Raw genomic sequence first — 20,709 nt, 5'->3', positions numbered from 1 at the left:
ACAGAGGTCAATACATGTCGATTCTGATTAACAAAGACACCAAGGTCATCACGCAGGGCATTACCGGCAAGACCGGTCAGTTCCATACGCGTGCTTGCCGTGAATATGCAAACGGCCGCGAAGCGTACGTTGCAGGCGTGAACCCGAAGAAGGCCGGCGAAGATTTCGAAGGCATTCCTATCTACGCTAGCGTCGCTGAAGCCAAGGCTGAAACGGGCGCGACCGTGTCGGTGATTTACGTTCCGCCGGCAGGCGCTGCTGCCGCGATCTGGGAAGCGGTCGAAGCCGACCTGGACCTGGCGATCTGTATCACGGAAGGCATTCCTGTCCGTGACATGATCGAGCTCAAGGCACGTATGCGCGCGAAGAACAGCAAGACGCTGCTGCTCGGACCGAACTGCCCGGGCACGATCACGCCGGACGAACTGAAGATCGGCATCATGCCGGGTCACATTCACCGCAAGGGCCGTATCGGCGTCGTGTCGCGTTCGGGCACGCTGACGTACGAAGCAGTCGGTCAATTGACGGCGATCGGCCTCGGCCAGTCGTCGGCAGTCGGTATCGGCGGCGACCCGATCAACGGTCTGAAGCACATCGACGTGATGAAGATGTTCAACGACGATCCGGAAACGGACGCCGTCATCATGATCGGCGAGATCGGTGGTCCGGACGAAGCGAATGCCGCTGAGTGGATCAAGGACAACATGAAGAAGCCGGTGGTTGGCTTCATCGCCGGCGTTACGGCGCCTCCGGGCAAGCGCATGGGCCACGCCGGCGCGCTGATCTCGGGCGGTGCGGATACGGCCGAAGCGAAGCTGGAAATCATGGAAGCCTGCGGTATCACGGTCACGAAGAACCCGTCGGAAATGGCGCGTCTTCTGAAGGCGATGCTGTAATACCAAAATTCGCGCGCTGTAAGCGCGCGTTTTTTGATACGCTTACGAGATCCTTTCGTGAGCGTGCGGTTTCAAAAAAAGCGGGGGAGTGCAAACTCCTCCGCTTTTTTATTGCCTGTGCGCCAGACTTCCCGGCCTTTCGCCCATGCTCGAGTTTTTCGCCACGCTCCATTGGGGCGCCGTCATTCAGATCATCGTGATCGACATCCTGCTGGGTGGCGATAACGCGGTTGTCATCGCATTGGCTTGCCGTAACTTGCCGCCGTCCCAGCGCACCAGGGGCGTGCTGTGGGGTACGGCGGGCGCGATCGTGCTACGCGTTGCGCTGATTGCGTTCGCGGTCGCGCTGCTCGACGTGCCGCTGCTGAAGTTCGCGGGCGGCCTGCTGCTGTTGTGGATCGGCGTGCGTCTGATGGCGCCCGCGCACGACACGCATGAGAACGTCAAACCGGCCGACAAGCTGTTGTCGGCGATCAAAACCATCATCATCGCGGATGCGGTGATGAGCCTCGACAACGTGATCGCAATTGCCGGCGCGGCGGAAGCGGCCGATCCGGAACACCGGCTCGCGCTGGTGATCTTCGGCCTGATCGTGAGCATTCCGCTGATTGTGTGGGGCAGCCAGTTGGTGTTGAAGCTGCTCGACCGTTTCCCGATCGTCATCACGCTCGGCGCGGCCTTGCTGGGGTGGATCGCGGGCGGTTTGATCGTCAACGATCCAGCCGGCGACCGTTGGCCGATTCTCGATACGCCGTTGGCCGAATACGGCATGAGCATTGCGGGTGCGTTGTTCGTCGTGATTCTGGGTTATCTGCTCAAGCGGCGTCACGCCAACCGCGCTAGTGCGTAGCGCATAAACGCAGAGCACCTGGCGCAACGTTAGCCATTCGGCTGACTGTGAGCCGCGGGCGCCTCTCGCTACGATAGAAACGCCTGTCCCCGATCCGTGGGGCAGGCGTTTTTCGTTTCAGGAGTCTGCCCATGAACGTTACCTTGCCGTGTTCCCCTTATTCCCAATCCTCGCTGCCCCCGCGTTTTACGATTGAGCGAGCGCGCTGGTCCGCGCGTCTCGCGCGTGCCTGCCGCCGCCTCGGGCTCGGCTTCACGCTGATCGAACTGATGATCGTGCTGGCGATCGTCGGCGTGATCGCCGCGTATGCGATTCCCGCGTATCAGGACTATCTGGCGCGCAGCCGCGTCGGCGAAGGCTTGTCGCTGGCGACCTCCGCGCGTCTCGCCGTCGCTGAAAACGCGGCCAGCGGCAGCACGTTCAGCGGCGGGTATGCATCGCCAACCGCTACCCGCAACGTCGAGTCGGTTCGCGTCGACGACGACACCGGTCAGATCACCGTCGCATTCACCACGCGCGTGGCGCCCGCGGGGTCGAACACGCTGACGCTCGTGCCGTCGGTACCGGACAATGCCGACGCACCGACCGCGCGCATCGCGTTGAGCAAGGGTTCGATGCAGGCGGGCGCGCTCACGTGGGAGTGTTTCGCCGGCGGCAAAGCGGCCTCGTCGCTGCCGGCGCCGGGCGCGGGACCCGCTCCGACGGAAGCGTCCACGCTGTCAGCGAATCTCGCACCGCCCGAGTGCCGTTCATGAGCGACAGCGCGAGTAGTCGGATGAGTAGCCGAGCGCACGTAAAAGGCTGATTTTCGGGATATTTCAGCCCGGCCGGCGCACAGCAGGAGGATTTTTTTGTATAGTGCGCCGGTTGCTGACGCCCACCGGTTACTCGATGCCCACCCCATTCGCGCGCTACCTTTCACTCATTCTGTTGGCCCTTGCGTTGATGCTGCCTTATGCAGTCGTCAACCATACGTATCCGATTCCGACCTTCTACGCCGAATTCACGGCGCTGGCGTTGCACCTGCTGACCGGTGCGGGCGTTGTGCTGATGGTGGCAAGCGCCAGGCCGCGCGTCACATTCGCGTCGCCGGTGGTGGCGCTGGTGCCGTTGCTGTTCGGCCTGGTCGTCGTGGCGCAATCGGTGTTGCTGCCGGTCACGCAACCGTCGATGAACTGGCTCGGCGGCGGCTTCCTGCTGGCGGCTTTCATGGCGGTGCACGCCGGCTACGGCTTCGCGCGCGTCAAGCTCGACGAAACCGCGCTGCGCTGGGCGGCGGGCGCGTTGATTCTCGGTGGGCTGTTTGCGGTGTTCTGTCAGGTGATCCAGTTGTTTCACCTCGAAACGCGCGTGTCGCCGTTCGTGGTGGCGTACAACATTACCGTCGAGCGTCGGCCGTTCGGCAATATGGCGCAGGCGAATCACCTCGCCACGTACATTGCATTCGCGATGGCCGGCGCACTGTTCCTCGTGCAGTCGCGACGCATTGCCGTCAGCATCTGGTTCCTCGTATCGACGATTTTCGCGGTGGGTCTCGCGCTGACCGTGTCGCGCGGGCCGTGGCTGCAAATGGGCGTGATCGTGGTCGCGGGTTTCTGGATGGCGTTCGCGCAGACGCGCAGCGAGCCGCTGCTTCGTCGCAGTAACCGTCAATGGCTCGTGCCGATCGTGCTGGCATTGTTGTTCGTCGTGGTCAATGCGCTGATCCGTTGGGCCAATGTGCGCTATCACCTGGAGCTGGGTCAGTCCGCGGCGGAGCGCTTCAAGGATGCCGGTCAGATCGCGCCGCGCCTCGCGCTGTGGAAGTACGGCTGGACGATGTTCAAGACGCATCCGCTGCTGGGTGTCGGCTGGGGTGAGTTTCCGAGTTATCAGTTCGCGCTGGCGAAGAATCTCGGCGGCGTTGAAATCGCCAATAACTCGCACGACATCTTCGTCGACCTGCTGGCGAAAACCGGTTTGATCGGCTTCGCGATCGTGCTGTTCGGCCTGGTCACCTGGCTGGTGCGTGTGGTGCGTGCGCCGCACAGCGCGGCGCGCGTGTTCGGCATCTCGCTGATCGGCGTGCTGGTGATGCACGCGCTGGTCGAATATCCGCAGCAGTACATGTTCTTCCTGCTGCCGGCCATGTTCGTATTCGGCTTGCTGGAAACCCGCTCGCTGCGGCTCGTGCCTGCGCGCCTGTCGTTCGGCGCGTTTGCCGTGGTGGTGTTCGGTGGGCTGGCCGCGCTGTATCCGGTGTATCGCGACTATGCGCGCGCCGAGGTGCTGTATTACGGCTCGCGTCCTGCCGAGCAGTATCGTGCGGACCCGTCGTTCCTGTTTCAGGCGTGGGGCGAATATGGTCTCGCGACGCTGCTTCCGATGAACTCGATGGATCTGCAGCACAAGCTCGCGATGCACCGTCAGGCGCTGGCGTTGCTGCCGGGTGAAACCGTGTTGCGCCGTTATGCGGTGTTGCAGGCGTTGAGCGGCGATACGGCGGGGGCGTTCGATACGGTTGAACGCCTGAAGATTTTCGCGCTGGAGCTGAACGACTGGCCGTCGCAGTTGGGCTACCTGTACGAACTGTGCGATGAGCAGAAGACGCTGGTGGGCTTCAAGGCGGAGCTGATGAAGCGCTATGGCGTGCCGCCGAGCAACGTCAATCAGGACGACGATAGCGACGACGATTGAGTCGCCGCGTTTGTCGGTCTTAAAGTTTCAAAGGTGGAGTTGGGTGGTGACGAGGGTCGTGCAGGCCCTCCTCAACCCGCCACCCAATCTCCCGACTTCCCGCCGTGCTTTTCAAGCACGCGCACATCGGTGATGGTCATTCCCCGATCCACCGCCTTGCACATGTCGTACACCGTCAGCAGTCCCACCTGCACGGCAGTCAGCGCTTCCATCTCCACACCGGTCCGCCCGAGCGTTTCCACCTGAACCGTGCAATGCACGCCGGGCAGCGCTTCATCGAGTTCGAAATCCACTTTCACACGCGTCAGCGCGAGCGGATGGCACAGCGGGATCAGATCGGCGGTGCGCTTCGCACCTTGAATCGCGGCAATACGCGCGATGCCGATCACGTCGCCCTTTTTCGCGTTGCCGTCGCGGATCAGCGCGAACGTGTCCGGCAGCATGCGAATCGAGCCGCGCGCCACGGCAATGCGCTTGGTTTCCTGCTTGCCGCCGACGTCCACCATATGCGCCTGGCCGGCAGCGTCGAAATGAGTGAGTTCAGGCATGGTTGGGCTCCTTCAGAGGGCGCCTATCATAGCAGCGGCGCGGCGACCGTTCGAAACACGAACACCCGATTCCGGGCGTCGAATGATTACAATTACCCTGTACTGCCCGCTATCTTATTCCGAGCAGCGGGCGTCGCCTTTCGACTCCGTCCCATCGACCTCGCGATGCGTCCGAAACGGTTTCTCGCTGCGTTGTTATCCGTTGCGCTCATTGCGCCGCCGGGCGCGTTCGCGCAATCGCACGGCAATTCGAGTCGGTTGTCGCTCAACACGCAGTCGGTTGAACCGCCGTTGGTCAGCGGCCCAACCGACGCCTACGCCGATCCCATCGTGCCGCCCGACATCGCGCAGGGCGTATTCGGCGTGTACGGCGGCGCGCAGAGCCGCTTTTCCGGTCAGTCCGGCGCGAATACCAGTTGGCGCGCGCCGCTCGTCACGCAGCAGTTGCCCGATCTCGGCAACGGCGGCGCCGGTTCTCTAACGCCGCAAGCCGAGCGCAAACTCGGCGAGCGCGTGATGCGCGAATTGCGCCGCGACCCCGACTATCTCGACGACTGGCTCGTGCGCGACTACCTGAACTCCGTCGCCGCGAAACTCGCCGCGGCGGCCAACGCGCTCTATATCGGCGGCTATCGTCCCGACTTCGATCTGTTCGCGGTGCGTGACGCGCAGATCAACGCGTTCTCACTGCCGGGCGGTTTCATCGGCGTGAACACCGGGCTGATCGTGACGACGCAAACCGAGTCGGAACTCGCGTCCGTGCTCGGTCACGAAATGGGTCACGTCCTGCAGCGCCACATTTCGCGGATGATCACGACCGGCGAGCGCAGCGGCTATGCCGCGCTCGCCGCCGTGCTGTTCGGCGTGCTGGCGGGCGTGCTCGCGCACAGCGGCGACCTCGGCAGCGCGATTGCGATCGGCGGCCAGGCCTACGCGGTCGACAACCAGTTGCGCTTCTCGCGCTCGGCCGAGCACGAAGCCGACCGCGTCGGCTTTCTGCTGCTGGCCGGCGCCGGCTACGATCCGTACGCGATGACCACCTTCTTCGGCCGTCTCGATCGGGCGTCGATGAGCGACGCGGGCGTTCCGGCTTACGCGCGTACGCATCCGCTGACGGGCGAACGGATCGCCGACATGGAAGATCGGGCGCGCCGCGCGCCCTACCGGCAACCGCATCAGGCGTCCGAATACGGCTTCGTGCGGGCGCGTTCGCGTCTGCTGCAGGAGCAGTCGAGCAGCGAGTACGCGGATGAGATTTCGCGTTTGCGTTCTGAAATCGAGGACCGGACCGCGGTCAACGTGGCGGCGAACTGGTACGGCATCGCGTATGGGCAAATGCTGCTGGAGCGTTACGACGAAGCCGCAGCGTCGCTCGCGCAGTGCCGCGCGGCGTTTATCACGGGCGAGCAGACCGAGGGCGAGCCGGCGCGGAGTTCACCGAGCCTCGATGTGCTGGCCGCCGACATCGCGCGGCGCGCCGGCCGCGACGACGAAGCCGTCCGTCTCGCCGAGTTCGCGCAGCAGCGTTGGCCGCAGTCGAATGCCGCGATCGACATGCATATCCGCACCTTGCTGACGTTGCGGCGTTTTGCCGAGGCGCAGGCGCTGGCGCAGAAGGAAACCGTCGCGCATCCCGACCAGCCGGCGTGGTGGCTGTATCTCGCCCAGGCGAGCGCGGGCAGTGGCGATGCGTTGACGCAGCATCGGGCGATGGCGGAGAAGTTCGCGCTCGAAGGCGCATGGCCTTCGGCAATCCGGCAATTGAAAGACGCGCGGGACATGAAGGCGATCGGCTACTACGATCTGGCGACCGTCGACGCGCGACTGCACGAGATGGAAAGCCGCTACAAAGAGGAGCGGCTGGACGAGAAGAGCTAGACGCTGCTCGAAGCAACCGGAAGCTTAGACCGTTGCCGCCGGACTGGCCACGAACCCGAACCGCGTGGCCACCTCGGCGCGGCGCACCGCTTGCAGCGGCAACACCACACCGTCGTTCCAGCGGAATTCACCGCTCATTGCGTCGTCGGCGAGTTCGGCGTGATCGGAGAACACGTCCAGATCGTGATCGTGCAGGACCGCGACTCTAGGCGGTGTCGAGTGATCGGCAAACAGAATGCCGCCTTCTTCATCGATCAACACCGCGGCGGGATCGAAGCTGTCGCCGGCCTGGTCCTTGAGCGCGAGCGCGTCATGCCCGGCATTAGCATCGGCAGCGGCATTTGCATCGGCCGCGAATCGCACCACCCACGGCGTATAACCCAGCTCCACATAAACCCGCTGCGGACCGTTCTGGAAAAACCACTGCCCGTGCTCATCGGCGGCATAGTTGCGGTTGATGAAACCAAGCAGCGCCTCGTGCCGGATCGGCGTGCCGGGCGAGCCGCTCGCCTGCGCGGCCTCGTCGCGCATGCGCCAGTTGCCGCGCCGGTCGAGCATCAGCCAGCCGGTGCAACTCGGCACATTGGGCCATTTGGCCAGAGCCTGTTTGACGATGTCATCCATGGTCGACGTGCCGCTCCAGGTAGCCGAACACGCGCCGCGCCAGCCAGTCGATGCGACCCGGGAACGGTCCGGTCATGAAGCCGGCGTGGCCGCCGTGCTTCGGTTGTTCAAGCTCCACCGCCGCCGACACCTCGTGCCGCGACGGCAACGCTTCCGCCGGCAGGAACGGGTCGTTGCGCGCGTTCAGCACCAGCGTCGGCACCTGAATATGCGGCAGCAGCGGACGGGTGGTCGCCTGGCTCCAGTAGTCTTCGGTATTGCGAAAGCCGTGCAGCGGCGCGGTGACGACGTTGTCGAACTCGTACATGTTGCGGCTCGCGAGCATCGTGTCGCGATCGAACAGGCCGGGATACTGACCCAGCTTCTGCGTGGCCTTCTGCTTGAGCGTCTTCAGAAAGCTGCGCGCGTAGACGAGGCCGAATCCTTGCGACAACGCGCGGCCGCCGGCATGGACATCGATCGGCGTTGAAATCGCCGCGGCCGCGCTGATAAGGGAGGCGGCCTCTTCGCGCCGCTCGCCGAGCCAGCGCAGCAGCACATTGCCGCCGAGCGACACGCCCGCCACCACGATCGGCCCATTGTGCGCGGCGCGCAGACGCCGCAGCACCCAATCGACTTCGTCGCTGTCGGCGAGGTGATAGAAGCGCGGCAAGCGATTCAATTCGCCGCCGCAACTGCGAAAGTGCGGCACCACGCCATGCCAGCCGGCTTCGCGCGCGGCGGCCATCAGCGACATCGCGTAGTGCGAGGCTGAACTGCCTTCGAGGCCGTGGAATAGCACGAGGAGCGGGGCGTCGGCGGCAGGCGCCGTCGGCGCGTCATGCACCACCCAGTCGAGGTCGATGAAATCGCCGTCCGGCGTATCCCACCGCTCGCGACGCAACGCCACCGTGGGGCGGCGCGCGAACAGTGACGGCACGATGGTCTGCGCATGCCGGTTCGGCAGCCAGAGCGGCGCGCGGTACAACGATTCGACGGCCGCGGCCACGACACGCGCCGCGCCGGACGACGTGGGCGCTGAATGAGTCAGGGTTTCCGCCGGCTCAGGATCGGGAGAATGCTTGCGGGGCGTGCTCATGCCGGCTGCGAAGACAAAAGAGTCAAGCCGAGCCGCACGTCAGTGCAGCGACCCCTGGTGGCCGTGCCGCATCTTGGTGGCGAACTGGCTGGCGGCCTCGTTCGGCATGGGGCTCGCATGAATGTGCGCGATGCGCCACTCGCCGCGTTCGTGAACCATCACGTAGGTCGTGAACACCATGGCGGGCGTGGCCTTCGGGTCGGCCGGGCGGTGCGCTTCGGCGATTGCGTAGACGACCGTGCCGAGGCTGTCGTAGACGCGAATGTCGAGCGGTTCGATCGTGACGCGTGCGGTTTCGAGCTGGATCTGCAAGCCGGCGCGAATACTGTCGAGGCCGTGCAGGTGGGAGCCGTCGGCGCAGATGCAACTGACGAACTCCTCATCGATCCACAGGCCCATCAAGCTGTCGATATTGACCTCGGAGACGGCCTGATAGTAGGCGTTGAGGGTATCGGCGGCGGCTTCGAAGATATGGGCAAAACGTGGCATGGATCGTCAGTCTCTTGTGCGCGGCGCGCGGTTGCGGGGCAGCGGTCAGCGGGACAGTCCGGGACACCGGACCATCGCACCCGAGCGCCAGATTGCCCGCGCTGCAAGGCGCGAACATGACGCGACGCGCTCAGGGGCGTGCGGTGTTGCGTGCAAGTGTCAATCGGCTCAGCGCTGCGTGAGCAGCATGCCGCGCAGATCGCTGAAGACCTGCTCGGCGCTCAACTGCTTCAGGCAGTTCAGATGACCGAGCGGACACTCGCGCTCAAAACAGGGGCTGCATTCGAGATGAAGCCATTGTACCTTCGCGAGCTCGGACAAGGGCGGCGTATGGCGCGGATCGGTCGAACCGTACACGGCCACCAGCGGCCGGCGCAGTGCGGCGGCCACGTGCATCAGGCCGGAGTCGTTCGTGACGACCGCGTTGGCTCGCGAGATCAGCGCGCAAGCCTCGCCCAGCGCGGTCTGGCCGCACAGGTTGCGCACGTTCGGTGCGCGTTCGGCGATGGCCTGGGCCAACGGCGCGTCTTTCGGCGAACCGAGCGCGACGATCTGCGTGTACGGGAACGACTGACCGACCATTTGCGCGAGCGCGGCGAAGTGCTCGGGCGGCCAACGCTTGGCCGGACCGTACTCGGCGCCCGGACAGAACACCAGCAGCGGCACCCGCGTATCCAGATTGAAGCGCGCCGAGACCCGCGACGCTTCGTTCAGATCGGCGTCGAGGCGCGGCATCGGCAGGTCGTCGGGGACCTTGGCGCCGGGCGCGTAGGCGAGCGCGGCGTACTGGCCGACCATTGGCGGGCGCTTGTCTTTACGCGGATTCGCGTGACGCACGTTGAGCAGGCCGTAGCGGCTTTCGCCGGTGTAGCCGATGCGCAGCGGCACGCCGGCTAGCCACGGAATCAGCGCGGATTTGAGTGAATTCGGCAGCACGTACGCCGCGTCGTAGCCGACATCGCGCAGATCGCTCGCCAGTTGCCAGCGGCGCAGCATTTGCAGCTTGCCGTGCGCGAGGTCGGTGGCGTAGACGTCGCGGATTTCCGGCATGCGTTCGAGCACGGGCGCAACCCACGAGGGCGCGACCGCATCGATCACGATGCGCGGATGCAATTTCACGAGGCGCGCAAACAGCGGCTGCGCCATCAATGCGTCACCGATCCAGTTCGGTGCGATAACCAACGCGCGACGCATCAGAGTGGGTGTCCGGTGTCGAAACGAAGCGCCGCGCGCGGTGGGCGCGTGGCGTTCGGGTATGTCAAAAGGGAAGGGCCGCTCGCCGCATGGCGCGCTGCCGGCGTGGCCGGACGCGCCGCGGTGGCGGCCGTGTTGCGGTCTGCCTGCTGGTACGTTCGCGTAATCGCGGCTCGCTGCTGCCGCGTTATAAGCCCGATCAGGTCCGGCAGGCGACGCCGCAAGCGGATCGTACTCAGCGGAGCGGGATCAATGACCCCGAACCACTTCGCCGTCACGCAGCTTGTAACGCGTGCTGCAATACGGGCAACGCGCTTCGCCGTGCGTGACGTCGATAAAGACGCGCGGATGTGCGCTCCAGCGCGGCATGGCCGGGTTCGGACAGTACGCCGGCAGGTCTTTCGCCGACAGTTCGACCAGCGGCATTTCCTTGATTTCGCTCATGGGACGTTCTCGTTGTATGCAGGGTTCGTGCGTTGCGTCCCAACTCGCCAGCAGGAGCCGGCGGGCTTGGCGCAGCGCGCGTTAGATCTTGGTGAGCCAGTGCGCGTACTTGTCGCTCTTGCCGTTCACGATATCGAAGAAGCCCGATTGCAGCTTCTCCGTGATCGGGCCACGCGTGCCCGAGCCGATCGTGCGGTTGTCGAGTTCGCGGATCGGCGTGACTTCGGCAGCGGTGCCGGTGAAGAACGCTTCGTCGCAAGTGTAGACCTCGTCGCGCGTGATGCGCTTTTCGATCACCTCGATGCCCGCGTCGCGCGCCAGCGTGATGACCGTGTCGCGCGTGATGCCGTCGAGGCACGACGCCAGGTCGGGCGTGTACAGCTTGCCGTTGTTGACGAGGAAGAAGTTCTCGCCGGAGCCTTCCGACACGTAGCCGTCCACGTCCAGCAGCAGCGCTTCGTCGTAACCGTCCGTGATGGCTTCCTGGTTGGCGAGGATCGAGTTCACGTACCAGCCCGACGCCTTGGCGCGGACCATGGACACGTTCACGTGATGGCGCGTGAACGACGACGTCTTGACGCGAATGCCCTTGGCAATGCCGTCTTCGCCGAGGTAAGCGCCCCACGGCCATGCCGCGATCGCCACGTGGATCGTGTTGCCCTTGGCCGACACGCCGAGCTTTTCCGAACCGACCCAGATGATCGGGCGCAGATAGCAGGATTCGAGCTTGTTTTCGCGCACCACTTCGCATTGCGCGGCGGCGAGCGTTTCGTGGTCGAACGGCACGTCCATCTGGAAGATCTTGGCCGAGTTCAACAGACGCCTGGTGTGTTCCTGCAGGCGGAAAATCGCCGTGCCGCCGTCCGCCGTCTTGTAGGCGCGGACGCCTTCAAAAACGCCCATGCCGTAATGCAGCGTGTGGGTAAGCACGTGGATCTTGGCGTCGCGCCAATCGATGAGCTTGCCATCCATCCAGATCTTGCCGTCGCGGTCGGCCATTGACATACGATTCTCCAGCGGGTGCGTTGTGAGTCCCCAAACCCGCCGCCGGGCGGCAGGCCCACGAGGGCGCAAGACAACCGGCGGTCGGCCCGGCGGTTTGTCGTGGGGTGGGGCGAAGAGCGTCATTTTAGCGTCTTTTGCACACGAAACGGGCATTCCGCCGCAGGTCGGACGCTATAATCCAGCGCACGCATAATTCATATCCGGATGCGCCAGCGGGTGCTTGACGACCTGGCGCCGACTTCCCATCGCAGCGGCGTTCTTTGGCGCCCTCGTTTCGCCTCATGCTCGCTCGTCTGTCTGATACCGATCGCCGTGCCTTCAGTGAGGGCGCGCGCGACTATTCGCCGACGCTGATGGCGATTTTCTCGTGGGGTCTCGTCACCGGTATCGCCATGAGCAAATCGGTGCTCACGCTGCCGCAGGCGCTCACCATGTCGCTGCTGTGCTACGCCGGTTCGTCGCAACTGGCGGTGCTGCCGCTGCTCGCCGCCAAACTGCCGATCTGGACCGTGCTGCTCACCGCGGCCATGGTCAATACGCGTTTCGTGATCTTCAGCGTCGGTCTCGCGCCGCACTTTTCCTATCTGCCGATGTGGCGCCGTATCGTGCTCGGCTACTTCAACGGCGACGTGATCTACCTGCTGTTCCAGAAGAAGAGCTTCCCGGCCGGCTACCTGCCGGGCAAGGAGGCGTACTACTGGGGCATGGCGTTGTGCAGCTGGTTGTCGTGGCAGGTCTCGTCGATCGCGGGGATTCTGCTGGCGAGCCTGATTCCGGACAACTGGGGGCTCGCGCTGGCGGGCACGCTCGCGTTGCTGCCGATCATGGTGTCGGCGATCGCGAGCCGCTCCACGCTGGTGGCGGTCAGCATTGCCGGCGTGGTGTCGCTGCTCGCGTTCGACCTGCCTTACCGGCTCGCACTGCCGCTCGCCGTGATCGCCGCCATCGTGGCCGGCAGCGCCGCCGACCTGATGGTCGAGCACGCCGACTTGCGCCGCATCCGCAGCAGCGCCGGAGATTCCCGATGAGCTCCACCCAGATCTGGCTTGCCATCTTCGGCATGACTTTCGTCACCGCGGTGACACGCGCCATGTTTCTAATCGGCGGCGAGCGCACGGTGTTGCCGCCGCGCGTGCAGAAGATGCTGCGCTACGCGCCGGCCGCGGCGCTGGCGGCAGTGGTGCTGCCCGATGTGCTGGCCACGCCCGACGGCCTGTCGTTCGCGCCCTCCAACCACGAGTTCTACGCGACGCTGGCGGGTCTCGGCTGGTTTTTGTGGCGGCGCAGCATGCTCGGCACGATTGTCGTCGGCATGCTGGTGTTCACGTTGTTACGCCTGGTGCTGTAACGGTCGGCCAAAAAAATGCTGCACTGCCGCATTCAATGGGCATCCAGCGCGCATTCTCCAAATACGGGACATTCGCCCGCTTGCGGGTCAGAAGGCAGTGTGGATCAGTTAAAATGCTTGTTTCCGGGATAACCGCGCTGGTGCAAGGCGCGCGAGCCGCGGCTTTGCCGCCGGCGCCCGATTCTGTGGAGCCGCTGCCGTGCCTTAGCGCTGGAGTTCGCCGCGCTGGGAAACGATAGCGCGCCGTCCGCCACCGCCTTCTTCTCAACTCGCACACAAACGCCCATGAACAAGGTATTGCGTCTCTCCGATCTGATCGCCGAAGGCAAGCTTTCCGGCAAACGCGTGTTCATCCGCGCTGATCTGAACGTGCCGCAGGACGATCAAGGCAACATCACCGAAGACACCCGCATCCGCGCCTCCGTGCCGGCCATCAAGGCCGCGCTCGACGCCGGCGCCGCCGTGATGGTCACGTCGCACCTGGGCCGCCCGACCGAGGGCGATTTCAAGCCGGAAGACTCGCTCGCGCCGGTCGCGAAGCGTCTGGCCGACCTGCTCGGCCGCGATGTGCCGCTGGTCGCCAACTGGGTGGAAAACGGCGTGAACGTCGCGCCGGGCTCGGTCGTGCTGCTGGAAAACTGCCGCGTCAACAAGGGCGAAAAGAAAGATTCCGACGAGCTCGCGCAGAAAATGGCGAAGCTCTGCGACATCTACGTGAACGACGCGTTCGGCACCGCGCACCGCGCCGAAGCGACCACCCACGGTATCGCCAAATACGCGCCCATCGCGTGCGCCGGCCCGCTGCTGGCGGCTGAGCTCGAAGCGCTCGGCAAGGCGCTCGGCGCGCCGAAGCGCCCGCTGGTGGCGATCGTCGCCGGTTCGAAGGTGTCGACCAAGCTGACCATTCTGAAATCGCTCGCCGACAAGGTCGATCAACTGATCGTCGGCGGCGGTATCGCCAACACGTTCATGCTGGCCGCTGGCCTGAAGATCGGCAAGTCGCTCGCCGAAGCCGATCTGGTGGACGAAGCCAAAGTCATTATCGAAGCCGCCAAGGCCCGCGGCGCCTCGGTGCCGATCCCGATGGACGTGGTCACGGCCAAAGAGTTTTCGCCGACCGCCAAGGCTGAAGTGAAGGCCGTCGCCGACGTGCAGGACGACGACCTGATCCTCGACATCGGACCGGAAACCGCCAAGGTGCTCGCCTTGCAACTGGAAAAAGCCGGCACGATCGTGTGGAACGGCCCGGTCGGCGTGTTCGAATTCGACCAGTTCGGCAACGGCACGAAAACGCTGGCGGACGCTATCGCCAAGTCGTCGGCGTTCTCGATCGCAGGCGGCGGCGACACGCTCGCGGCGATCGCCAAGTACGGCATCCAGGACAAGATCAGCTATATCTCGACCGGCGGCGGCGCCTTCCTCGAGTTCCTCGAGGGCAAGAAACTGCCCGCTGTCGAAGTTCTGGAATCGCGGGCTTAACGTGACGGCGCGCTCCCCCATGACAAAGTCTGCAAAATCGCGTGGCGCCAAGTCGCCGCGCAACACCGAAGCAGCACAGGCAGGGGAGCGCGAAGCGCGCTCCGCGGCCACCCAGGCTGCGGCGGACCCGACCGCGGTGAACACCACGGAAACGCCGCAACCCGAAGAATCCGGCTCGCCCCTCGCGCACGCGGAGTTGACCACTACCGGCGAAGCAGCGGAATTGTCCACCGGACAAGCCGCGCAATCGCAGGCAGAACTCCCGGACGACGAGGTCGCGCTCGCCGAACCGCCAGCACGCCCTGTGCTGGTGTCGAACACCGCTTCACCCCATAAAGCGACGCTGGTTTCAACCGGCGCGCAGCCCCCGGCAGCATCTTTCGGTGCGCAGCCTCCGCATCCGACTCGCAGCGCTATTCCCAGCGATCTCACCCAGACGAGGAGACTCATGCATCGCGCCACCAAGATTGTCGCCACCATCGGACCGGCTTCCAACACGCCGGAAATCCTGCTGCAAATGATTCAGGCAGGACTGGACGTGGTGCGGCTTAATTTCTCGCACGGCACTGCCGACGACCACCGCCAGCGCGCCGAATTCGTGCGCGAGGCGGCCCGCCAGGCCGGCCGTGAAGTCGCCATCATGGCCGACCTGCAAGGCCCGAAGATTCGGGTCGGTAAGTTTGAAAACGGCAAGATCATGCTGGTCGCCGGCGAGCCGTTCGTCCTCGACGCCGAATGCGAACTCGGCAACGAGCAGCGCGCCGGTCTCGACTACAAAGACCTGCCGCGCGACCTGAAACCGGGCGACGTGCTGTTGCTCAACGACGGCCTGATCGTGCTGGACGTCGCACGCGTGATCGGCAGCGAGATCCATACGATCGTCAAGATCGGCGGCGAGCTGTCGAACAACAAGGGCATCAACCGCCAGGGCGGCGGGCTGTCGGCGCCCGCGCTGACCGCGAAAGACATGGAAGACATCCGCACGGCGATGTCGCTCGGCGTCGACTATGTCGCGGTTTCGTTCCCGAAGAACGCCACCGACATGGAAATGGCTCGCCAACTGGCGAACATCGCCGGTGCGCCGTACGGCATCAAGCCGAAGATGATCGCCAAGATCGAGCGCGCGGAAGCGATTCCGGCGCTGCAAGGCATTCTCGACGCGTCGGACGGCATCATGGTCGCGCGTGGCGATCTGGCCGTGGAAGTGGGCAATGCCGCAGTCCCGGCGCTGCAAAAGCGCATGATTCGGATGGCGCGTGAATCGAACAAGTTCGTGATCACCGCGACCCAGATGATGGAGTCGATGATCTACGCACCGGTGCCGACCCGCGCTGAAGTGTCGGACGTCGCCAACGCAGTGCTCGACGGCACCGACGCGGTGATGCTGTCGGCGGAATCGGCGGCCGGCAAGTACCCGGTGCAAACCATCGAAACGATGGCGGCGATCTGTGTCGAAGCCGAAAAGTCGGAGCAGTCGGAGCTGGACAAGGATTTCCTCGACCGCACGTTCACCCGCATCGACCAGTCGATCGCGATGGGCGCGCTCTTCACCGCCTATCACCTGGGCGCGAAGGCGATCGTGGCATTGACCGAATCCGGTTCCACCGCGCTGTGGATGTCGCGTCACTGGACCCACGTCCCGATTTTCGCGCTCACGCCGCGGGTCGGCAGCGAACGCGCCATGGCGCTGTATCGCAACGTGACCTCGCTGCATCTGGATACCAACACCGACCGCGACACCGCGTTGCAACAGGCGCTGGAAACCGTGGTGAGCAAGGGTTACGCGTCGCGCGGCGACATGGTGGTGCTGACCGTCGGCGAGCCGATGGGTCAGGCCGGCGGCACGAATACGTTGAAGATCGTGCGAGTCGGCGAGCCGTATTGATTTGACTGGCAGCCACTGTCCGGCATGGGACGAGAGTCGGCGCCAAGGGCGCTCACTCTCGTCGACAGGAGACAGACTGCCCGATCGGCACGGAGAGGATTTAAGCGAAGCGGCTGCATGCCCCGCGAGAGGCGGCGCACTCGCTCCAATCGCGCATGGCGGCGTCCAGGAACGCCCGGCGCTTTAGGGCAGGTGTGGACAGGTGTACAGCGGGTATGCGGTTGCTTCGCGATAAAATCGCCCAAAAGATGCCGACGGCACAAGAATTCGTTTCAATCTAAGGAGTTAAGCATGCCTCTCGTATCAATGCGTCAACTGCTGGACCATGCCGCCGAAAACGGCTATGGCCTGCCGGCATTCAACGTGAACAATCTGGAGCAGGTGCAGGCGATCATGATGGCGGCCGACAAGGTCAACGCGCCGGTCATCATGCAGGCTTCCGCCGGTGCGCGTAAGTACGCGGGCGAGCCGTTTCTGCGCCATCTGATCGAAGCCGCGGTCGAGTCGTATCCGCATATTCCGGTCGTGATGCACCAGGACCACGGCCAGTCGCCGGCGGTCTGCATGGCCGCGATCCGCAGCGGTTTCACCAGCGTGATGATGGACGGCTCGCTCGAAGCCGACGGCAAGAGCGTCGCGTCGTACGAGTACAACGTCGAAGTGTCGCGCCGCGTCGTGGACGCCGCGCACTCGATCGGTATTACGGTGGAAGCGGAACTGGGCGTGCTCGGTTCGCTGGAAACCATGAAGGGCGACAAGGAAGACGGTCACGGCGCCGAAGGCCTGATGACCCGCGAGCAACTGCTGACCGATCCGGAGCAGGCTGCCGACTTCGTCAAGCTGACGCAATGCGACGCTTTGGCGATCGCGATTGGTACGTCGCACGGCGCGTACAAGTTCAGCAAGAAGCCCACGGGCGACATTCTGTCGATCCAGCGCATCAAGGAAATCCACCAGCGCATTCCGAACACCCATCTGGTGATGCACGGTTCGTCGTCGGTGCCGCAGGAACTGCTCGCGGAAATCCGCGAATTCGGCGGCGACATGAAGGAAACCTACGGCGTGCCGGTCGAAGAAATTCAGGAAGGCATCAAGAACGGCGTGCGCAAGATCAACATCGACACCGATCTGCGTCTGGCGATCACCGGCGCGATCCGCCGCTACATGGCGACCAACCCAGGCAAGTTCGATCCGCGCGATTACCTGAAGCCGGCGCGCGACGCCGCCATGAAAGTCTGTATCGAGCGTTACACGCAATTCGGCTGCGAAGGCCAGGCTGGCAAGATCAAGCCGGTTTCGCTTGATAAAATCGCGGAGAAGTACAAATCGGGCGAGTTCGCGCAAGTCGTGCGCTAAGCCTGTTAAGTCCGCTAAGCTGATATCTGGCCCGACGCCCAGGCTGTATGCCTGGCTATCCGGCCAGGTTGTGGTTAGACCGCCGTTCCCGCATCATCCGGGGAACGGCGTTTCCCTTTTGTTCCGGTCACACTTTTTGCCCCACTTTTAGCGAACCACGACGATGTCTACCCTCTACGAATCCACGCTCCGCTCGCTGCCGCTGCTCGGCCGCGGTAAAGTCCGCGACAACTATGCGGTGGGCAACGACCAGTTGCTGATCGTCACGACCGACCGTCTGTCGGCGTTCGACGTCATCATGGGCGAGCCGATTCCGAATAAGGGACGCGTGCTCAACGAAATGGCGAACTTCTGGTTCGACAAACTCAAGCATGTGGTGCCGAATCACCTGACGGGCGTGGCGCCCGAATCCGTGGTGGCGGCCGACGAAGTCGAGCAGGTCAAGGGCCGCGCCGTGGTGGTGAAGCGCCTCGAGCCGATCCTCGTCGAAGCCGTGGTGCGCGGCTATCTGGCCGGCAGCGGCTGGAAAGACTACCAGGCCACCGGTTCGGTATGCGGCGTGGAACTGCCGGCGGGTCTGCAAAACGCGCAGAAGCTGCCCGAGCCGATCTTCACACCGGCCGCCAAGGCCGAAATGGGTCATCACGACGAAAACATCACGTACAACGAGATGGAGCGTCGCATCGGCACCGAACTGTCGGCCACGATCCGCGACATCTCGATCAAGCTGTACAAGGAAGCGGCGGATTACGCGGCGACCCGCGGCATCATCATCGCGGACACCAAGTTCGAATTCGGTCTGGACAACCACGGCAAGCTGTATCTGATGGACGAAGCGCTGACCGCGGATTCGTCGCGCTTCTGGCCGGCGGATCAGTATCAGGTCGGCACGAACCCGCCGTCGTTCGACAAGCAGTTCGTGCGCGACTGGCTCGAAACGCAAACGTGGAAGAAAGAACCGCCGGCGCCGAAGCTGCCGGACGACGTGGTCACGAAGACGGGCGAAAAGTATCAGGAAGCGCTCGAACGCCTGACCGGCCAGAAGCTCGCCTGATTACGGTTTGCACGGATCGAGACACAAGGAAGCCGTAACATGAGTGACGTTCAAACCGCCCATACGCATGGCGCGCCGGTTGTCGGCGTGCTGATGGGCTCCAGTTCCGACTGGGAAGTGATGAAAAACGCCGTGGCGATTCTGCAGGAATTCGGCGTGCCGTACGAAGCGAAGGTGGTGTCCGCGCACCGCATGCCCGACGAAATGTTCGCCTATGCTGAAAGCGCGCGCGAGCGCGGGATCCGCGCGATCATCGCGGGCGCGGGCGGCGCGGCGCATCTGCCGGGCATGCTGGCGGCCAAGACCACGGTGCCGGTACTCGGCGTGCCGGTGGCGAGCAAGTACCTGAAAGGTGTCGATTCGCTGCATTCGATCGTGCAGATGCCCAAGGGCGTGCCGGTGGCCACGTTCGCGATCGGCGAAGCGGGCGCGGCGAATGCTGCGCTGTTCGCGGTGTCGATTCTGAGCGGTACGAGCGCCGAGTATGCGGAGAAACTGGCGGCGTTCCGCGTTCGCCAGAATGAAGCGGCTCATGCGATGGTATTGCCGGCGCTCTAAGCGCCGGGATTGATCCTATAAAGATGTCCCCTGTCCGATCAGCGGTAGCGCTTACGCTGGTCCCATACAAGATGTTGCTGTCCGACCCCCGGCCGGGTGCCTGCCTGTCTGTACTAAGGCAAGCCCACCCGGCCGCGACCGACCATTAAGATGAACCCAGACAACACACCGGTTTCACCGATTCTGCCCGGCGCATGGCTTGGCATGGTTGGTGGCGGCCAGCTCGGCCGTATGTTCTGCTTTGCCGCTCAGGCCATGGGCTATCGCGTCGCCATACTCGACCCGGACGAAAACAGTCCGGCGGGCGCCGTGGCTGACCGCCATCTGCGCGCGGCTTACGACGACGAAGCGTCGCTGACCGAACTCGCGCGATTGTGCGCGGCGGTGTCGACCGAATTCGAGAACGTGCCGGCGGCGAGCCTCGATTTCCTCGCCAGAACCACCTTTGTCAGCCCGGCCGGCCGTTGCGTCGCCGTGGCGCAGGACCGCATTGCCGAGAAGCGCTTTATCGCGTCGTCGGGCGTGACGGTGGCGCCGCACGTGGTGATCGAATCGTCGGACGCGCTGGCCGCGCTCAACGACGCGGCGCTCGAAGCCGTGCTGCCCGGCATCCTCAAAACCGCCCGCATGGGCTACGACGGCAAAGGCCAGATTCGCGTGCGCAACGCGGAAGAAGTGCGCGAGGCGCATGCGTCGCTCGCCGGCGTACCGTGCGTGCTCGAAAAGCGTTTGCCGCTGAAGTTCGAAGTCTCCGCGCTGATCGCGCGCGCGGCGAGCGGCGCGTCGGCGGTCTATCCGCTTGCGCAGAACACGCATCGCGACGGCGTGCTGTCGCACACCATCGTGCCGGCGCCGGACGCGAGCCCGACGCTCGTCGAACAGGCGCAACAGGCCGCGCTGCAAATCGCCGAGAAGCTCGGCTATGTGGGCGTGCTGTGCGTCGAGTTTTTCATTCTCGAAGACGGCTCGCTGGTGGCCAACGAAATGGCGCCGCGCCCGCACAATTCCGGCCACTACACGGTGGACGCCTGCGCGACCAGCCAGTTCGAACAGCAGGTCCGCGCCATGACCGGCATGCCGCTCGGCGACACGCGTCAGCACTCGCCGGCGGTGATGCTGAACATTCTCGGCGACGTGTGGTTCCCGGACGGCCCGAAGGGCGCGGCGGTCACGCCGCCGTGGCACGAAGTCGCCGCTATGCCGGCGGCGCGTCTGCATCTGTACGGCAAGGAAGAAGCGCGTTGCGGCCGCAAGATGGGCCACGTGAACTTCACCGCGGCGACGCTCGAAGAAGCCCGCACGGCCGGGCGCGATTGCGCGCGGCTTTTGCACATCCTCACGAGCTGA

The 20,709-nt window shown here is 64.3% G+C and carries 20 protein-coding genes; 13 read left to right on the top strand and 7 right to left on the bottom strand.

Translation table 11 applies throughout. From position 1 onward, the window contains the following. Window positions 1-14 precede the first annotated feature (14 nt). From sucD to FA94_RS07265, 4 genes are all read left to right on the top strand, one after another. A complete protein-coding gene (gene sucD / locus FA94_RS07280; protein WP_035548412.1) occupies window positions 15-896 on the top strand; it encodes a succinate--CoA ligase subunit alpha in 882 nt (293 codons plus the stop codon). Between the two features lie 145 nt (window positions 897-1,041). Beyond that, window positions 1,042-1,746, top strand: coding sequence for a TerC family protein (locus FA94_RS07275; protein WP_035548409.1), 705 nt, complete (start codon window positions 1,042-1,044; stop codon window positions 1,744-1,746). A 131-nt stretch (window positions 1,747-1,877) separates the two neighbouring features. After that, a complete protein-coding gene (locus FA94_RS07270) occupies window positions 1,878-2,501 on the top strand; it encodes a pilin (protein WP_035548406.1) in 624 nt (207 codons plus the stop codon). 136 nt (window positions 2,502-2,637) lie between these two features. Next, the gene (locus FA94_RS07265) at window positions 2,638-4,422 is read left to right on the top strand and encodes a PglL family O-oligosaccharyltransferase (protein WP_035549484.1); all 1,785 of its coding nucleotides are present in this window, start codon (window positions 2,638-2,640) and stop codon (window positions 4,420-4,422) included. A gap of 71 nt (window positions 4,423-4,493) precedes the next feature. On the opposite strand, the gene moaC is transcribed toward FA94_RS07265, so the two are convergent. Beyond that, entirely contained in the window at window positions 4,494-4,970 is a 477-nt protein-coding gene (gene moaC, locus FA94_RS07260) for a cyclic pyranopterin monophosphate synthase MoaC (protein WP_035548404.1), read from the bottom strand. A 165-nt stretch (window positions 4,971-5,135) separates the two neighbouring features. Between moaC and FA94_RS07255 the strand changes: the two genes are divergently transcribed. Next, entirely contained in the window at window positions 5,136-6,848 is a 1,713-nt protein-coding gene (locus tag FA94_RS07255; protein WP_035548401.1) for a M48 family metalloprotease, read from the top strand. Window positions 6,849-6,872: 24 nt separating this feature from the next. Here FA94_RS07255 and FA94_RS07250 read toward each other — a convergent pair whose 3' ends face one another. The 6 genes from FA94_RS07250 to FA94_RS07225 form a co-directional block, all read right to left on the bottom strand. Further along, window positions 6,873-7,472, bottom strand: a complete 600-nt coding sequence (locus FA94_RS07250) for a DUF2946 family protein (protein WP_035548398.1) — start codon at window positions 7,470-7,472, stop codon at window positions 6,873-6,875. Further along, window positions 7,465-8,550, bottom strand: a complete 1,086-nt coding sequence (locus tag FA94_RS07245; RefSeq protein WP_081935746.1) for a hydrolase — start codon at window positions 8,548-8,550, stop codon at window positions 7,465-7,467. The genes FA94_RS07250 and FA94_RS07245 overlap by 8 nt, the downstream gene beginning before the upstream one ends. Before the next feature lie 39 nt (window positions 8,551-8,589). Further along, complete coding sequence (locus FA94_RS07240) at window positions 8,590-9,039, bottom strand: nuclear transport factor 2 family protein (RefSeq protein ID WP_035548395.1); 450 nt, start codon at window positions 9,037-9,039, stop codon at window positions 8,590-8,592. A gap of 168 nt (window positions 9,040-9,207) precedes the next feature. Beyond that, a complete protein-coding gene (gene waaF, locus FA94_RS07235; RefSeq protein ID WP_035548393.1) occupies window positions 9,208-10,233 on the bottom strand; it encodes a lipopolysaccharide heptosyltransferase II in 1,026 nt (341 codons plus the stop codon). Window positions 10,234-10,482: 249 nt separating this feature from the next. Further along, a complete protein-coding gene (locus tag FA94_RS07230) occupies window positions 10,483-10,677 on the bottom strand; it encodes a zinc-finger domain-containing protein (protein ID WP_035548391.1) in 195 nt (64 codons plus the stop codon). Window positions 10,678-10,758: 81 nt separating this feature from the next. Next, window positions 10,759-11,682 carry a branched-chain amino acid transaminase gene (locus FA94_RS07225; RefSeq protein WP_035548388.1) on the bottom strand — a complete coding sequence of 308 codons (924 nt, stop codon included), beginning with the start codon at window positions 11,680-11,682 and terminating at the stop codon, window positions 10,759-10,761. A 281-nt stretch (window positions 11,683-11,963) separates the two neighbouring features. Here FA94_RS07225 and FA94_RS07220 point away from each other — a divergent pair, with 281 nt between their 5' ends. The 8 genes from FA94_RS07220 (at window position 11,964) to FA94_RS07185 (ending at window position 20,709) form a co-directional block, all read left to right on the top strand. Then, window positions 11,964-12,710 (top strand): AzlC family ABC transporter permease, encoded by a 747-nt coding sequence (locus FA94_RS07220; protein WP_035548385.1) that lies wholly within the window; start codon window positions 11,964-11,966, stop codon window positions 12,708-12,710. Next, window positions 12,707-13,030, top strand: a complete 324-nt coding sequence (locus tag FA94_RS07215) for an AzlD domain-containing protein (protein ID WP_035548382.1) — start codon at window positions 12,707-12,709, stop codon at window positions 13,028-13,030. Before FA94_RS07220 ends, FA94_RS07215 begins: the two co-directional genes overlap by 4 nt. A gap of 285 nt (window positions 13,031-13,315) precedes the next feature. Next, window positions 13,316-14,509, top strand: coding sequence for a phosphoglycerate kinase (locus FA94_RS07210; RefSeq protein ID WP_035548379.1), 1,194 nt, complete (start codon window positions 13,316-13,318; stop codon window positions 14,507-14,509). 448 nt (window positions 14,510-14,957) lie between these two features. Continuing rightward, a complete protein-coding gene (gene pyk, locus FA94_RS07205) occupies window positions 14,958-16,394 on the top strand; it encodes a pyruvate kinase (RefSeq protein WP_035549479.1) in 1,437 nt (478 codons plus the stop codon). Between the two features lie 291 nt (window positions 16,395-16,685). Further along, window positions 16,686-17,750 carry a class II fructose-bisphosphate aldolase gene (gene fba, locus FA94_RS07200; RefSeq protein ID WP_035548376.1) on the top strand — a complete coding sequence of 355 codons (1,065 nt, stop codon included), beginning with the start codon at window positions 16,686-16,688 and terminating at the stop codon, window positions 17,748-17,750. Window positions 17,751-17,913: 163 nt separating this feature from the next. Next, window positions 17,914-18,804 (top strand): phosphoribosylaminoimidazolesuccinocarboxamide synthase, encoded by an 891-nt coding sequence (locus FA94_RS07195; protein ID WP_035548374.1) that lies wholly within the window; start codon window positions 17,914-17,916, stop codon window positions 18,802-18,804. Window positions 18,805-18,843: 39 nt separating this feature from the next. Continuing rightward, the gene (gene purE / locus FA94_RS07190; RefSeq protein ID WP_035548372.1) at window positions 18,844-19,362 is read left to right on the top strand and encodes a 5-(carboxyamino)imidazole ribonucleotide mutase; all 519 of its coding nucleotides are present in this window, start codon (window positions 18,844-18,846) and stop codon (window positions 19,360-19,362) included. Between the two features lie 150 nt (window positions 19,363-19,512). Continuing rightward, on the top strand, window positions 19,513-20,709 hold the full coding sequence (locus FA94_RS07185; RefSeq protein WP_035548368.1) for a 5-(carboxyamino)imidazole ribonucleotide synthase: 1,197 nt from the start codon (window positions 19,513-19,515) through the stop codon (window positions 20,707-20,709).

It is taken from the genome of Burkholderia sp. 9120 (genome assembly GCF_000745015.1).
In the GTDB taxonomy this organism is placed as follows: domain Bacteria; phylum Pseudomonadota; class Gammaproteobacteria; order Burkholderiales; family Burkholderiaceae; genus Paraburkholderia.
This window is presented reverse-complemented; position numbering and strand designations above follow the sequence as displayed.

Bases quoted from the DNA above. Each gene is read 5' to 3' on its own strand.
- pyk (WP_035549479.1), top strand. From the start codon at position 14,958: ATGCATCGCGCCACCAAGATTGTCGCCACCATCGGACCGGCTTCCAAC.
- FA94_RS07250 (WP_035548398.1), bottom strand. From the start codon at position 7,472: ATGGATGACATCGTCAAACAGGCTCTGGCCAAATGGCCCAATGTGCCG.
- FA94_RS07275 (WP_035548409.1), top strand. From the start codon at position 1,042: ATGCTCGAGTTTTTCGCCACGCTCCATTGGGGCGCCGTCATTCAGATC.
- FA94_RS07270 (WP_035548406.1), top strand. From the start codon at position 1,878: ATGAACGTTACCTTGCCGTGTTCCCCTTATTCCCAATCCTCGCTGCCC.
- sucD (WP_035548412.1), top strand. From the start codon at position 15: ATGTCGATTCTGATTAACAAAGACACCAAGGTCATCACGCAGGGCATT.
- FA94_RS07255 (WP_035548401.1), top strand. From the start codon at position 5,136: ATGCGTCCGAAACGGTTTCTCGCTGCGTTGTTATCCGTTGCGCTCATT.
- FA94_RS07220 (WP_035548385.1), top strand. From the start codon at position 11,964: ATGCTCGCTCGTCTGTCTGATACCGATCGCCGTGCCTTCAGTGAGGGC.
- FA94_RS07225 (WP_035548388.1), bottom strand. From the start codon at position 11,682: ATGTCAATGGCCGACCGCGACGGCAAGATCTGGATGGATGGCAAGCTC.
- moaC (WP_035548404.1), bottom strand. From the start codon at position 4,970: ATGCCTGAACTCACTCATTTCGACGCTGCCGGCCAGGCGCATATGGTG.
- FA94_RS07185 (WP_035548368.1), top strand. From the start codon at position 19,513: ATGAACCCAGACAACACACCGGTTTCACCGATTCTGCCCGGCGCATGG.
- FA94_RS07230 (WP_035548391.1), bottom strand. From the start codon at position 10,677: ATGAGCGAAATCAAGGAAATGCCGCTGGTCGAACTGTCGGCGAAAGAC.
- FA94_RS07265 (WP_035549484.1), top strand. From the start codon at position 2,638: ATGCCCACCCCATTCGCGCGCTACCTTTCACTCATTCTGTTGGCCCTT.
- purE (WP_035548372.1), top strand. From the start codon at position 18,844: ATGAGTGACGTTCAAACCGCCCATACGCATGGCGCGCCGGTTGTCGGC.
- FA94_RS07215 (WP_035548382.1), top strand. From the start codon at position 12,707: ATGAGCTCCACCCAGATCTGGCTTGCCATCTTCGGCATGACTTTCGTC.
- FA94_RS07210 (WP_035548379.1), top strand. From the start codon at position 13,316: ATGAACAAGGTATTGCGTCTCTCCGATCTGATCGCCGAAGGCAAGCTT.
- FA94_RS07240 (WP_035548395.1), bottom strand. From the start codon at position 9,039: ATGCCACGTTTTGCCCATATCTTCGAAGCCGCCGCCGATACCCTCAAC.
- waaF (WP_035548393.1), bottom strand. From the start codon at position 10,233: ATGCGTCGCGCGTTGGTTATCGCACCGAACTGGATCGGTGACGCATTG.
- fba (WP_035548376.1), top strand. From the start codon at position 16,686: ATGCCTCTCGTATCAATGCGTCAACTGCTGGACCATGCCGCCGAAAAC.
- FA94_RS07195 (WP_035548374.1), top strand. From the start codon at position 17,914: ATGTCTACCCTCTACGAATCCACGCTCCGCTCGCTGCCGCTGCTCGGC.
- FA94_RS07245 (WP_081935746.1), bottom strand. From the start codon at position 8,550: ATGAGCACGCCCCGCAAGCATTCTCCCGATCCTGAGCCGGCGGAAACC.